This is a genomic window from Algoriphagus sp. oki45, assembly GCF_036245605.1.
In the GTDB taxonomy this organism is placed as follows: domain Bacteria; phylum Bacteroidota; class Bacteroidia; order Cytophagales; family Cyclobacteriaceae; genus Algoriphagus.
Window position 1 is genome coordinate 2,092,884 of sequence record NZ_BTPC01000001.1, and the last position, 13,708, is coordinate 2,106,591.

A 13,708-nucleotide genomic window follows, 5' to 3' on the forward strand; every position below is an offset into this window, starting at 1 on the left:
GATAGGCAATTGGGCCTTAGAACTGCTTCAATTTGGTTCGGTATTCGGCAGGAACCGGTACCGGTTTCATGGTTTTCATATCTACAGAGACCAAAACGCATTTGCATTTTGCGAAGACCAATTCTTCTCCGGCGGCATTTTTTCCCACCAAGTATTGATCCAGATCAAAGGAGGAATTCCCAACCCGGGTGCATTTGACCAAGGCCTCCACCTGATCTTCCATATGGATGGGACGAAGATAATCGATCTCTACCCGACCGACCACAGTCCCCACAGTCAGCACGTTCCAGCCACAGGCCTCATAGAGAAATACCGCCCGTGCGTGTTCGAAATAGCTAAAATAGATGCCATTATTTACATGAAGATATCCATCAATATCGGAAAAGCGGACTTGGATGGGCTTTGAAAAAGAAAAAGCAGAACGAATCTCTGCTGGATTAACCTGAGGCATTAAAGTAATATTTCTGATTTGCTCGTTTTTTCCAACATCCTCAGTATGGAGGGATTGTATCCGATCATGTCCACTACCGAGTCAAAAGCTATCCAAGCAAGAGAAATGCTTTCCTCAGAAATCTGCAATGGTTCCTGAATATCCGCTTCCAATAGATAGCGAACATCGAAATGAAAATGCTCGGGCACATGGGGACGCTCCGGGATGATATGCTTATCCAGATCGAAAATGGTGGAATCCACCAGACGAAGGCTTTGAAGACCGCTTTCTTCTTGTGCTTCTTTCATTGCCACCTCGATCAGATTCTCGTTTCCATCGGCATGGCCTCCCAATTGCAACCATCGACCCAACTTGCGATGAAGAGTCAAAAGTGTATGGGTACGTTTCTTATTGACAATCCAGGCAGATGCAGTAAAGTGGCCCGCCAGCCTTTCTCTTTTGTAAGCCAAGGGGTCTTGGGTCAATTCCAGAAAATCGGCAATAAAGGGGGATTCTTCCTCGTAGGGTGTTCTGTATACCTGAAGTTGATTTCTCAGACTGAGTCTATCCATTGTTGTTTTTTTTGAAGATGCCATCCAACAGCTGATCGAAGGAGCCGGCATCCTGGTACAGGCGATCGGAATATACCGTCGCCAGGCATTTGATATAGCTGGGTTGATTGTCAATCGAGACTTTTTCCAGGGCCACATTTCCAAAAAGCTGAGAAATCAACTCCCCTTCCTTGGGTACTTGCAAAGGCGGCTTGAAATAAAATTTCTCAGTCACCTTTACCTGTTCGTTGATTTCTTCAAATTTTCGATCCAAACTGACCTGATGATATCCCAAAGCTAAAATACGACGGCTAAAAGCCAAGAAAATCCTGGAAAAGGATTGAAAATCGAAGGGTTCATCGTAGGTCACCGCAAATCCATTGGCATAGGGAGACTGCATAATGTGAACTTGTGGTCTTTCGTTGATTTGGGTTCGCTTGAAATGATAATTTCTGAATATCAGATCAAAAAACCGCTGGCACTCGGCAGACTCCATCCACTCATCCAGATCTTTTTGATCTTCCTCTTGGATGACAAAGTTTTCTTTCACCTTCATCGGGGTATTTTCCGAAGGTTTGAAAAGTTTTTTGAATAAATCATCGAGGAAATTAGCCATGAGTGATCAATTTCAGTTTTCCCTCCTTGGTTTTGGTGATCTTTCCCTGATCGATCAATTGACGGACAAGTTGGAGATGAGGAGGAGTAGCGGGTTTATTGATCTTTTCCAAAAGATCACTTTCACTTAACTCACCGCCTTGAGCTAAAGTTTCCAAAATTTTCTCAGTGAGCCAATCTTCTACTTTTTCGGGAATCTTGGCTTTTTTGCCTGAAATGCAAACATCACAGATTCCGCAATCTTCCTCAGTCATTTCCCCAAAATAGCCCTGAATGAATCTGGATCTGCATATTCTGCCCTGATGGGCATATTCCACCATACTTTTGGCTTTCTCCATAGTGAGCTCCTTTCGAGCTTGAATTCGCTGAAAATTGAGCGGAAGCTTGCCCGCGTCGTATCGCTGAGTCAGAAAAGTGAGTTGGGGCTGATCCTTTTTCTGATCGTAGTCCAGCACTTCCATTTGGTGGAGCTGACGCAAAGCTTTGACTAGCTCGGATTCCTTCATCTCAAGCACTTTGGCCAATTTGTTTTCCTGAATTTTGAGGTATTCGGAAAAAAGATTGCCGCCATAAGTCCTCAGGAGCACTTTGATGACCGGATCAAGCTTGGCATGGGCAATCTGAACTTCATAAAGCCGGGTAGGATTAATCAAAAAATGAATCCTGGAGGGGACATAAAAACTCTCACTCAGCTCAATAAATCCCTCCTCTTCGAGTACTTTAAGCGCATAAAAGGTCTCCAAAACTCCTAACTGGTAGGTGTCACAAAAATCCGAAATCACAAAATCAAAACTGCTCATCAGATTAGTGCCAACTGCCAACTGAAAATAATTGGCCAAGCACTGATAGACCTTCCGAAGGTATTCGATCGGCGGATAGACTAGAGCAGATCGATTCATCACCTGCTCAAAATCCTGTTCATTTGCCATCAGAACGGCAAAGGCTTTGGCGCCATCCCTCCCAGCTCGTCCGGCTTCTTGGTAATAGTTTTCCAGATTTTCCGGCAGATCACTATGCAAAACCACCCGAACATCCGGTTTGTCAATGCCCATTCCAAAAGCATTGGTACTGACCATCACCCTGATTTGATTTTTTTTCCATGACTCCTGTCTGGACGAACGTTCTTCATTGGAAAGTCCGGCATGATACGGGGAAGCGGAGATTCCGAGCTGCTGAAGACTTTTTGCTATCTGATGGGTACCCTGCCTATTGCGCACATACCAAATCGCCGTGCCGGGAATCTTGTTCAGAATCTCCACCCCTTTCTCCAGTTTGTTTTCCACTTGCCGGACACTGTAACTGAGATTTTTTCGTGCAAAACTCTGCTGAATTACCTTCGGGGAATTCATTTCCAGCCTTTCCTGAATATCCCTGGCTACCTCTGGGGTCGCTGAGGCGGTAAGTGCAAGGACTTGGGCTCGGGGATGATAGGCCCGGATTTTGACAATTTCCAGATAGCTGGGGCGAAAATCATAGCCCCATTGAGAAATACAATGCGCTTCGTCGACAGCAATCAGATTGACATTCATCTGCTTGAATCTCTCGATGAACAGCTCGGTTTTCAATCGTTCGGGAGAAACGTACAGGAACTTATAGTCTCCATAGATGCAATTGTCCAGGGTGGTATCAATTTCTCTGCTGCTCATCCCGGAAAATATCGCTGCCGCTTTGATTCCTTTTGCTTTCAGGTTGTCCACCTGATCTTTCATCAGGGCAATCAAAGGAGAGACGACCAGACAAATCCCCGGTCTAGCCAATCCTGGAATTTGATAACAAAGACTTTTTCCTCCCCCAGTAGGCAAAATGGCCAAGGTGTCCCGAGTGGATAAAACCGAGTCAATAACCTGCTTTTGGACTGGACGAAAGTCCTCAAATCCAAAAACCTGCCGGAGAATATGACTCAGTTGATCCTCCACCTACCAAACGGGTTTGGTTTTGGACAAAAAAGCAGCGATACCTTGGATACAGTCTTCACTGGCACGGGCTCGGGCATTGGCCTCTGCCGCTGCGATTAGCGCTTCATCCCTTTGCTGCTTTCCAAGGGATCGAAGAAGGCGCTTAGTTTCTTTCATGGCTAGGCCGGAATTGGATTGAATCAGCTTTTGAGCAAATTCCTCAGTGAATTGCTCCAAAGCCCCATCTGCCACCACTTGAGTAATCAGGCCCAGTTCGGTAGCTTTCTGAGCAGAAATCAATTCACCGGAAAGCAAGAGTTCCGTCGCTTTGGCCTGCCCAATCTGCTCCGCAAGAAAGACTGACACCAAGGCAGGAATAAAGCCGATTTTCACTTCGGTATATCCAAAAAGTGCTTCCGGCGCCGAAAAAGCAAAATCACAGACTGTAACCAGCCCACATCCTCCTGCTAGCGCGTGTCCCTGAACCTGCGTTATCACCGGCTTAGGGTATTCATATATCTTGGTAAAGAGATCAAGCAGCTTCCGACTGTCTTCCAAGTTTTCTTCGAAAGTGAAATTTTGCAACTGTCGGATATAATCCAAATCAGCTCCTGCGCAGAAGGCCTTTCCTTCTGCTTTGAGCACGATCACTTTAGCTTCCGAATTGCCAGCAAGTACCTCCAAGGCCTCGGAAAGGGAGGCAATCAGATCGATACTCATTGCATTTCTTTTTTCCGGCCGGTTGAGTGTAATCCAACCTATCCGTTCTTTTACCTCTACTACTACTAATTTTTCCATTCTATTTGGGTTGTTGGGATAAAGTTGGGTCAGAAAATCCCAAGGTCAAAAAAGATTTCAGAAAATCACCCGAAAGCCTGTTTCATCGATCACAATGCTTTCTGCTATCTGACCCGATTCCACTTCGTTGCCTTGAAAATAGCGAATTGACTTTGGCTTTTCCTTATTCCAGAAAATCCTTTTTTGATCTACTGAAAAAGAAAAATCATAACCTGGAACCCTAAAAATTGAATCCAAGAAGACCGCTTCCAGTGGTTCCGGAAAGCAACTTCTACCTTCCTGAACTCGATTGGGATCGATAGAAAAGCTCAGCTGATCCAGAGGAAAGCTTTGATTCCAGGATAAGGTTTGGTCACCTGATTGCAATTCCAAAAGGAGTCCTTTTTCTCCTGCGAAAACCCATAGAGACCTTGCAGGCTTGCTCGATTCTCTGATTATCCCCTCACCAATCCAGACAGCCCAAACCATTAGGAAAAGCGCTGTAAATTTTCTCCGGTCACCCCATTCCCAATTCCCCCAAATCAAAAGCAACACCCAAACCAGAAGCATTCCGGAAATGGAAATAGTCAATCGGTCCAAGCTCCCGAAAGGCAAACTCTGAAAGAACTCCGCCGTCCAAATCTGAACTCGGATTAATCCGTCGATCGCCCAGCCCAACACATCCCCTACTCCCCATACCCAGCTGAAAGCCAAGAAAGGCAATCCGACAGCCATAATTAAAAAAGCCAAGGGTACAACTACCAAGTTGGCGAATAGAAAATAGGTGGGAAACAGGTGAAAATAGTAAACAGAAAGTGGGAAAGTCGCTAACTGAGCCGCAATACTGACTGCGGCCAATTGCCAGAGGTACTCCAAAACCCTATTTGGTGGAAGCCACCATCTTACAATCAGGGGTTGCAAAGCGACAATTCCGGCCACAGCCGCATAGGAAAGCTGAAAGCCGATTTCAAAGAGAACATCCGGATCCCAAGCGATCATGATCATGGCCGAGAAAGCCAGGATATTCCAGATCGAAGGTCTTCGCTGTCTCATTTGCCCAAGGGAAAACAGAGAAAACATGGTAGAAGCCCTTACCACCGAAGGGGAAAGCCCGGTCAATGCCGCATAAATCCAGATAATCGCAATCACAGCAATCAAATACATTTTCTCGGGCTTTCCTTTTAGCTTTATAAGGCGAAGAGGGAAAAGCAAAACCAAATAAATAATCCCGACATGAAGACCAGAAACCGCTAGAATGTGCATGGTACCGGTCTCGGCGTAGGAATTGCGCAAAGTCTTGTCCAGGTTTTCTTTTTGCCCTAGCAATAGCGCCTGAGCAATCTGTCGGGCATCGGATGAGGGTACTTTTGCCTCAATGGATTCAGAAAAAAAGTTTCTCAGGCGATCCATGCCAAACCTCCAAGACTCGTGAGGCAAGGAATCCATCACCCGTAAATTTTCACCTATAAATTGTCGGTAAGAAATCCCCTTTTTGGCCAAGAATGCCCGATAATCAAACTCATCAGGATAAGATGTAGGAGATATTTCTTCAGGAATTTTGGAAATAAAAAGAAGGTCTCCGGGCCGAATCTGAAGGGAATCCTGATGGTAAACCAGGACTTTTCCATCCCCCCTTTTCCAGCCGGTAGAATCTTTAATTGCCAGAATCCTTACCAGATTCTCGCGAGAATTGGGTTTTTCTGAATCAAACTTCTGAGCCTCTGCTAGGTAACCCAGTGAATTTGTCGAAAAGGGAGTTGGAGATTCTGCCTTGGTCTTTTGGTTCCAAAGTGAAAGACCAAAGCCAAGCAAAATCAATTGAGTGTAGGCCAAAAGAGCAAACGGTGGACGAAAGGTCAGATTTTTCTTGACAAGGAAAATCAAATAAGTCATCCAAATTGACCCTAGTAAGCCAAGAGATGGAGACAAAAGTGATTGAAGCGGAAATAGCTTTCCGAGAAGGATCCCCGCTATCAAAAAGGGCAGATAGCGCAAAAATGGAAAGTCGCCAAATCTCATTTTCTGAAAAATTAAAGCTTTAATTTAAAAAAATTGAACAAAAAAAGAACCCTTGCGGGCTCTTTATTTATATGCTTGGTCTTTTAGAATCTATAGCCTAAACTAAAACCCCCATTGAATTCGATAGAGGTAAATTTATCATTGACAGCCTCACTGAAGTTTCGGGCTACACTTGCATAAGGTCCAAAAGCAAAGTGCTCGGAGACTTCAAACTTATATCCCACTCCTGCACCAAATATAAAAGCGGTCATATCTGTAGTCACTACTCCTCCATCACCCGGCTCCTCAAAGTCTCCAAAACGAAACTTCATAAAAGGATAAAGGTGAAATCTCCCGTTGGGATTATCACCAAAATAGAAGTTCATTCCAGCTTGAACTGCGTTGGTTTTGTAATTTTTACCATTTCCCTGGCTATTGTATCCAAAGCGATCATTGATATGAAGCTGGAGGTCAAGTGAATGATTATCACTCAAAAACCGCTCATAACCCACCTCAAATGATCCCAAAAGAATCAAATTGAGGAAATTGATTTTTACCTCATTTTCAAAATTACCCAGATTTGGATTGGAAGAAGAGGAGGATGAAATCACCTGCTGGGCATTGACCATGCTGATAGTCATTCCCACAAAAAGGAGAGATAGGAAAATTTTTTTCATGTGTTCAAAATTTGTTAACTAAATACGACAAGGATTAGGCCAATTGCATTTTGAAGTGCTGAATGCTGCATTCTTCAAACATTTCACCTACCTTTTTGAATCCGAATTTTGAGTAAAGTGGAACTGCATCCAACTGTGCATGAAGATACTTTACTTTTCCTTCTGCATGACTATCCGAATGAATATCTTTTAATACAGCCTCTACGAGACTTTTTCCCACTCCTTTTCCCCTGAATTCTTTCAAGACGGCAAATCTCTCCAACTTGATTCCCTTATCGGTATATCTCCATCGAGCGGCACCGACAGGCTTACCGTCCATCCGAGCAAGAAAATGGGTTGAACTTTCTTCAAACTGATCATATTCATCTTCCTTGCTTACTTTCTGCTCAATGACGAATACCTGCTCACGGATTTTGACGGCTTCTTGAAAAGAGGATGGATCAGAAATTTTTTCGACCTTGAGACTCATAGCGCTGCTGATCTTTTTCTTCCTGATTCTTTTCGTAGGCCTCGATGATCGCCTTGACCAGTTTGTGTCGGATGACATCTTTTCCGCTCAAATTTACGATTCCGATTCCCTTTACATCTTTGAGAATCCTTAATGCCTCGGATAGGCCGGATTTCTGTCGAACCGGTAAATCCACCTGAGTTTGGTCTCCGGTGATAATCACCTTGGAGTTAGGCCCCATTCGGGTCAAAAACATCTTGATCTGCTCACTTGTGGTATTTTGAGCCTCATCCAGGAGTACAAAAGCATCATGGAGCGTTCTCCCACGCATATAAGCCAAGGGTGCGATTTCGATCACTCGGGTTTCTTGGTAGTATTTGAGCTTTTCAGGTGGCACCATATCCTGAAGGGCATCGTAGATCGGTCTCAGATAGGGATCGAGTTTTTCCTGCAAATCTCCAGGTAAAAACCCGAGATTTTCCCCAGCTTCAACAGCAGGACGAGTAATAATTATCCGCTTTACTTCCCGGTTTTTCAGGGCTCTCACGGCCAAGGCCACAGCGATGTAGGTTTTTCCTGTTCCTGCAGGTCCCAAAGCAAAAACCAAGTCATTTTTTACGGCTGCCTCCACTAGCTTGCGTTGATTGGGAGACTTGGGCTTGATTACGAGTCCTTTATTTCCAAAGACAATTACCTGGTCTTTGCTCGCTTCGGCAAAAGGGATTCCTTCTACATCCAGATAATCTTTGACATTTTCGGGGGTGAGATGACCAAATCGGTCAAAGTGCTCCAGAAGTAGATTGATCACATCATTGATCCGTAGAATTTCTGGTGCACCACCCTGAATGCGGATTTCATTCCCTCTGGATATGATTTTACTTTGGGGAAAAGCCTGAGAAAGCTGCCTGATATTTTCATTGGCAGCGCCCAAAAATTCAGGCAATGGGATATTTTCTAATGTGATTACTTTTTCGACCAAACTGATTGTGGATTTTGATATGGCTCAAGGGCTAAAGAAGAAAATTTCTATTTTTGTTCGATCCCTTACAAACAAAATTACACAATTTTAATAGACTTGCTCTTATGGCATTGGTTACTTTCCTCTCTGATTTCGGGGACCAAGATTACTACGTACCGGCTGTCAAAGCCAAAATGCTTTCCATTAATCCACAACTCAACATTATCGATATTTGCCACAAGATCGAGCCTTTCGAGATCGAGCATGCTGCTTTTTTGCTTAAGTCTGTTTTCAGAGAATTTCCAAAAGGCACTGTCCACCTAGTCGGGATCAACACTGCTGATGATTTGACTCAGGGATATATGGGGGCCAAACTTGAAGACCATATTTTCATCTGCCCAAACAATGGAATTCTCAGCCTGATTACTGAGCAAGAACCGGGGATCATGGTGCAGTTTGCGGACATTCACCTGCAGGACACTCCCTTTCCAACCAAGGACATTCTTGCCCCCATCGCAGCAAAAGTGGCTAGTGGAGCTGCAATCCATGATTTTGGAGGTCCTCTGAAAGGATTCCGCAAACTTATGTCCCGACAAGCCAAGGCAACACGTGAACACATCCTAGGCCATGTGATCCGAATCGATCGCTATGGAAATCTGATCACCAATATTCAACGAGAGGTTTTTGAAAAACTCAATCCGGGAAAATTCACTATCCAGTTTGGCCGGGAATCTGTGCAGCGCCTGCAAAAAGGGTATGGACAGGTGGAACTCGGCGATCCCTATGCCTTTTTCAATAGCCTGAATCTTTTGGAAATCGGAATCAACCATGGACATGCTGGAAATCTGCTGGGTCTAAAGCGGGATAGCGTGGTCTATATAAATTTCGAAAACTGATGCTCACCCGAATCGTCCGTATGGTTTTCCGCCCCGAAGAGGTCTCCTCATTTCTGGAAAATTTCGAAAAAAACAAAAAAGCGATCCGAAATTTCCCCGGTTGTCATCATTTGGAGCTCTGGAGAGATTTTTCTGAAGAAAATATTTTCATGACTTATAGCTATTGGGAAAGTGAGGAAGCACTGAATAAATATCGTGATTCTGAGCTCTTTAAATCGGTATGGAGCTATACCAAGACCTTATTCGCAGAAAAGCCGCAGGCATTTAGCATAAAAAAATTGCAGGAAGTGCAGGAGTGAGTTTGTAGGAAATCATTTTTGTTTTCATATTTGCAGCCCGTTCGGCAAGGAACGGGAATACTTGAAATGCCCAGGTGGCGGAATTGGTAGACGCGTTGGTCTCAAACACCAATGAGGTTACACTCGTGCCGGTTCGACTCCGGCCCTGGGTACATGACAAAAGCTCGCAGATATGCGGGCTTTTTTTGTTTCAGCCTCTTGCTGGCTGAAGCTTTTCCAAAGATTTAGACTTTGGAAAAGTTCTGTTGAGCTGAGCATCAAACTTTCAGATTTCATACTTATTGACCATAAAACCATGCAAATTGAAAGTTAAACTTTCAATTTGCATACTTTTTGATTATTTTTCATGAAATTTGAAAGTTAATCCAGAATCCCATGATCCACCGAACTCTTGAAAACAAGCTAATCCAAGGTCTGAAATCCATGCCTGTAGTGGTTATTTTGGGACCAAGGCAGGTCGGAAAAACCACATTGGCCTTGGAGTTTGCCAAGCCTCTTTTGGATAAACCTGTTCATTACCTCGACTTGGAGTTGGATTCCGACTTAGCCAAGTTGGATGACCCGGAAAGCTATCTTCGGCAATTTGAAAATCAACTTTTGGTCATCGATGAGGTGCAGCGTAAGCCAGACCTTTTTCGAATTATCCGAGGCCTTGTCGATATCCGAAAACGGGCAGGAGAAAAGGCGGGCCACTTTCTCCTTTTAGGTTCGGCCTCAAAGGAACTGCTCCAGCAGTCTTCTGAAACCTTGGCTGGGAGAATCCGATACTTGGAACTGACTCCTTTCACCGCCAATGAACTCCACCAAAATGATCCTCTAGGGTTCAGTTTGGAAAAACTTTGGTTTAGAGGAGGATTTCCGGACAGCTATCTGGCGGAAAGTGACCAAGAAAGCTGGAATTGGCGACAGGATTTTATCACCACCTATGTAGAAAAAGACATTCCGCTATTCGGCCCTCAGGTTCCTGCCACCCGGATGAAGCGGTTTTGGACGATGCTAGCCCACTTTCATGGTCAGCAGGCCAATCTAAGCAATATTGGCAAAAGTCTGGACGTGAGTCATACCACAGTCAAAACGTACTTGGACACCCTTCAGGATTTCTTTATGGTAAGACAAGTGCAGCCTTGGTCAGGAAACATCAAAAAAAGGCTGGTGAAGACACCAAAAATTTTCATTCGAGATACGGGCTTACTTCATGGCCTGCTAAGCATTTACAATTTCGACCAGCTGCTTGGTCATCCGATCATAGGAGCCAGCTGGGAAGGTTTTGTGGTAGAAAATATCTTGAACACGATCTCTTCCACCTGGACTCCGAGATACTATCGCTCTAGCAACCAAGCCGAAATTGATTTGATCTTGGAAAGAAACAACCAGGAAGTGTGGGCAATTGAAGTAAAAAGATCTAGTGCGCCCTCACTTTCTGCAGGCTTTCATAATGCCTGTGAGGATATCGGCGCCACCAAAAAATGGGTTATTTACTCAGGAAAGGAGCGATTCCCGGTCAAAAATGAAACGGAAGTGATTGGCTTGATCGAGTTTTTAGGATTATTAAAAGGATAGTAATGTGAGAATAGAGTACCAACTTTTCCAAAGTTCAAAACTTTGGAAAAGTTTTTAAAGCCAAAATATCCTATCTCCCCAAAAACCAATAAATCAATACCGTCACCACGCAAAGAAGAACAGATAACGGTTTGGCCAATCGCCAGGATTGAAGATTGAGAGGCCCTGAAGGAAATTGGTTCACCTCTTTTGGAGGATATTTTAAACTTACCAGATACATCACCAGCAGATTGAGTAAAAACTCAATTCCCCATACATGCACAAAATGGAGATCTACTTGGAAAATAAAGGTGGTGAACAAGTAAAAAAATAGCCCAACTGCCAATCCTGCTTTGGCACCGGCAGCTGAGATTTTCGGCCAAAAAAAGCCTGCCAAAAGAATAGAAGCTATGGGAATAAAAAAGATCCCATTCAGCTGCTGCATGAGCTGATAAAGTCCCTCGGGAGCATTGCCCACCATGGGTGCAATCAAAATAGATGAAATCGCCAAAATCAAGGAAACCCATTTCCCTACCCGCACCAACTGAAGTTCCGATGAGTCGGGACGGACGATCTTTTTGTAAATGTCCAGACTGAAAATGGTAGATGCGGAGTTGAGCACCGAATTAAATGTGCTTAGTACCGCCCCCAATACCACTGCAGCAAAAAATCCGATCATACCAGCGGGTAAAACTTTCTTCACCAAAATCGGATAGATCATATCCTGATCATCAAAATGCTCCTCACCAAAATAGTAAAAGGCAATCACTCCCGGTAAAACGATGATCAAGGGAATCAAAATCTTGAAAATCCCAGTGTACAAAAGCCCTTTTTGGGCCTCTGCCATATTTTTGGCACCCAAGGCCCGCTGAATAATCGTCTGATTCATTCCCCAGAAATACAGCTGATTGATCATCAAACCGGTGAAAAGCGTGCTGAATGGCAAAACAGAATCTTCTGCTCCTATCACGTTGAATTTTTCAGGAACAGTTTCATACACTTTGGCCATACCAACCCCAATATCTCCGCCTCCGATTTCCCAAAGGGCAAAAACCGGAACAGCCAGTCCACCAACGACTAGTCCGATAGCATTAATTGTATCGGAATAGGCTACCGCTTTTAATCCACCCAGAATGGCATAAACTGAACCAATCCCTCCTATTGCCAAAACGGAAATCCAAACACCCTGAGATCGACTGAAACCAAATATTTCAGATACAGAAAACAGACTCTCCAGATTGATGGCACCGGTGTAGAGCACAATGGGAAGCAAAGTGAGCACAAACGAAAGCATGAGGAGAATGGAAACAAGCGTCTTGGTGGTCTCATCGTAGCGATAGGCTAGGTATTGAGGAATCGTGGCCAGTCCCATTCTGAGGTAAATAGGCAAGAAATAAAGAGCCGCAATCACCAAGGCGATCGCGGAAGTAACCTCCCAAGCAATGATGATCATGCCATTCTTATAGGCGGATCCATTCATCCCGATAAGGTGCTCTGTGGAAATATTGGTCAAAATCATTGATCCTGCGATGACTCCCCCGGTCAGGCTTCTGCCTCCCAAAAAATACCCATCTCTGGATTTAAGGTTTTCCTTTCTGAGCCTATACCAAGAGATAAACGCCACCAAAAATGTAAAGCCCAAAAAGGATAAAATGGTCAACATGGATTGGGGGAAACGATTCTTGAAATCAAATAAATACAAAAGGGATGATCGCCTCATCCCCTTCAACCAGTTAAAATTTAAGAACGGAAGGCAAATATTTGGCCACCAGATCCTCATAGTAGGGCCTCAATGCCTTGGAATCAGGAGGTACAGGCACCTTGGAATACAGGTCGTAAGGGTTAAACTTGTCCACCCATTTAAACATCTCCCGATCATGATCATTCAACAGGTGATCGTAGGCATTCTCCCTGTGCTGCGCGTAAAAGGAGTGATATCGGATCATGTACAATGCCGGCTCAGGGAGGTAGTTTTTGAACATCTGATACAGATATTCATCATGCCCCCAGGACATTTTTACCCGGTCTAGACCACAATGATGAGAATAAACCCCATACTTGGTATTGTATCGCTCATCCTCTGAGTCCGGATTCAAATCAAAAAATTCAGGATAAACAATCCGGTCGGAATGCTTGCATCCTACCGGAAACGTATCGCCAACCACCGCCCATTGAGGTTCCCCAAAGAGACAAAGTACTTTTCCCAAATCATGAATAAATCCAGTCAAAACAAACCAATCCGGGTGTCCGTCTGCTCGAATCGCTTCTGAAGTCTGCAACAAATGCTGCAATTGATCCAAATTAGTATCAGGATCCGAATCATCCACAAGCGTATTCAGGTAATCTACCGCATCCCAAAAAGGCATTTCTTTTTTTTCAAATCTGAGAAACTCTTTTTCCTTTTCGACCACAAAATCATAGGTCTGGTAGGTGTGATTGAGTTTGTAAAATTCCCGGACGGTATCCACCCTCTCGGAATCGTGGTAGTTTCGCTAATCTTCCTTCGCTTTCTCTTGCTTGGATTTCGGTTCGGGATAACGAACCAAAAGATCCTCTTCCCATTCCTCGATGGATTGAAGCGGAGACTTTTCTGATTCTGACAACTTGGTTTTCATGGGCTTAGCT

The 13,708-nt window shown here is 44.2% G+C and carries 13 protein-coding genes, 1 tRNA gene and 1 pseudogene; 4 read left to right on the top strand and 11 right to left on the bottom strand.

Going from position 1 to position 13,708, the window contains the following annotated elements; translation table 11 throughout:
* Nucleotides 1–16 precede the first annotated feature (16 nt).
* The 9 genes from AAA942_RS09070 to AAA942_RS09110 all read right to left on the bottom strand — a co-directional run bounded on the left by AAA942_RS09070 (nt 17) and on the right by AAA942_RS09110 (nt 8,370).
* A complete protein-coding gene (locus AAA942_RS09070) occupies nt 17–451 on the bottom strand; it encodes an acyl-CoA thioesterase (RefSeq protein ID WP_338219923.1) in 435 nt (144 codons plus the stop codon).
* Nucleotides 451–1,002 carry an NUDIX hydrolase gene (locus tag AAA942_RS09075; RefSeq protein ID WP_338219924.1) on the bottom strand — a complete coding sequence of 184 codons (552 nt, stop codon included), beginning with the start codon at nt 1,000–1,002 and terminating at the stop codon, nt 451–453. Before AAA942_RS09075 ends, AAA942_RS09070 begins: the two co-directional genes overlap by 1 nt.
* Nucleotides 995–1,597, bottom strand: a complete 603-nt coding sequence (locus AAA942_RS09080) for a hypothetical protein (protein WP_338219925.1) — start codon at nt 1,595–1,597, stop codon at nt 995–997. The genes AAA942_RS09075 and AAA942_RS09080 overlap by 8 nt, the downstream gene beginning before the upstream one ends.
* Nucleotides 1,590–3,512, bottom strand: a complete 1,923-nt coding sequence (locus AAA942_RS09085; protein WP_338219926.1) for a RecQ family ATP-dependent DNA helicase — start codon at nt 3,510–3,512, stop codon at nt 1,590–1,592. Before AAA942_RS09085 ends, AAA942_RS09080 begins: the two co-directional genes overlap by 8 nt.
* Nucleotides 3,513–4,289, bottom strand: a complete 777-nt coding sequence (locus tag AAA942_RS09090) for an enoyl-CoA hydratase/isomerase family protein (RefSeq protein WP_338219927.1) — start codon at nt 4,287–4,289, stop codon at nt 3,513–3,515.
* A gap of 57 nt (nt 4,290–4,346) precedes the next feature.
* A complete protein-coding gene (locus AAA942_RS09095) occupies nt 4,347–6,287 on the bottom strand; it encodes a ComEC/Rec2 family competence protein (RefSeq protein ID WP_338219928.1) in 1,941 nt (646 codons plus the stop codon).
* An 83-nt stretch (nt 6,288–6,370) separates the two neighbouring features.
* A complete protein-coding gene (locus tag AAA942_RS09100) occupies nt 6,371–6,943 on the bottom strand; it encodes an outer membrane beta-barrel protein (RefSeq protein WP_338219929.1) in 573 nt (190 codons plus the stop codon).
* Nucleotides 6,944–6,977: 34 nt separating this feature from the next.
* Nucleotides 6,978–7,412, bottom strand: a complete 435-nt coding sequence (locus AAA942_RS09105) for a GNAT family N-acetyltransferase (protein WP_338219930.1) — start codon at nt 7,410–7,412, stop codon at nt 6,978–6,980.
* Nucleotides 7,384–8,370, bottom strand: coding sequence for a PhoH family protein (locus tag AAA942_RS09110; RefSeq protein WP_338219931.1), 987 nt, complete (start codon nt 8,368–8,370; stop codon nt 7,384–7,386). Before AAA942_RS09110 ends, AAA942_RS09105 begins: the two co-directional genes overlap by 29 nt.
* Before the next feature lie 104 nt (nt 8,371–8,474).
* Between AAA942_RS09110 and AAA942_RS09115 the strand changes: the two genes are divergently transcribed.
* The 4 genes from AAA942_RS09115 (at nt 8,475) to AAA942_RS09130 (ending at nt 11,104) form a co-directional block, all read left to right on the top strand.
* A complete protein-coding gene (locus AAA942_RS09115) occupies nt 8,475–9,245 on the top strand; it encodes an SAM hydrolase/SAM-dependent halogenase family protein (RefSeq protein ID WP_338219932.1) in 771 nt (256 codons plus the stop codon).
* Nucleotides 9,245–9,544 carry a putative quinol monooxygenase gene (locus tag AAA942_RS09120; protein WP_338219933.1) on the top strand — a complete coding sequence of 100 codons (300 nt, stop codon included), beginning with the start codon at nt 9,245–9,247 and terminating at the stop codon, nt 9,542–9,544. The genes AAA942_RS09115 and AAA942_RS09120 overlap by 1 nt, the downstream gene beginning before the upstream one ends.
* 68 nt (nt 9,545–9,612) lie before the next feature.
* A tRNA-Leu gene (locus AAA942_RS09125) sits at nt 9,613–9,696 on the top strand.
* 223 nt (nt 9,697–9,919) lie between these two features.
* Complete coding sequence (locus tag AAA942_RS09130; protein ID WP_338219934.1) at nt 9,920–11,104, top strand: ATP-binding protein; 1,185 nt, start codon at nt 9,920–9,922, stop codon at nt 11,102–11,104.
* A 70-nt stretch (nt 11,105–11,174) separates the two neighbouring features.
* Here the strand turns inward: AAA942_RS09130 and AAA942_RS09135 are convergent, their stop codons facing one another.
* Nucleotides 11,175–12,746, bottom strand: a complete 1,572-nt coding sequence (locus tag AAA942_RS09135; protein ID WP_338219935.1) for a solute:sodium symporter family transporter — start codon at nt 12,744–12,746, stop codon at nt 11,175–11,177.
* 70 nt (nt 12,747–12,816) lie between these two features.
* Nucleotides 12,817–13,698, bottom strand: a pseudogene (locus tag AAA942_RS09140) (inositol oxygenase family protein).
* Nucleotides 13,699–13,708 lie beyond the last annotated feature (10 nt).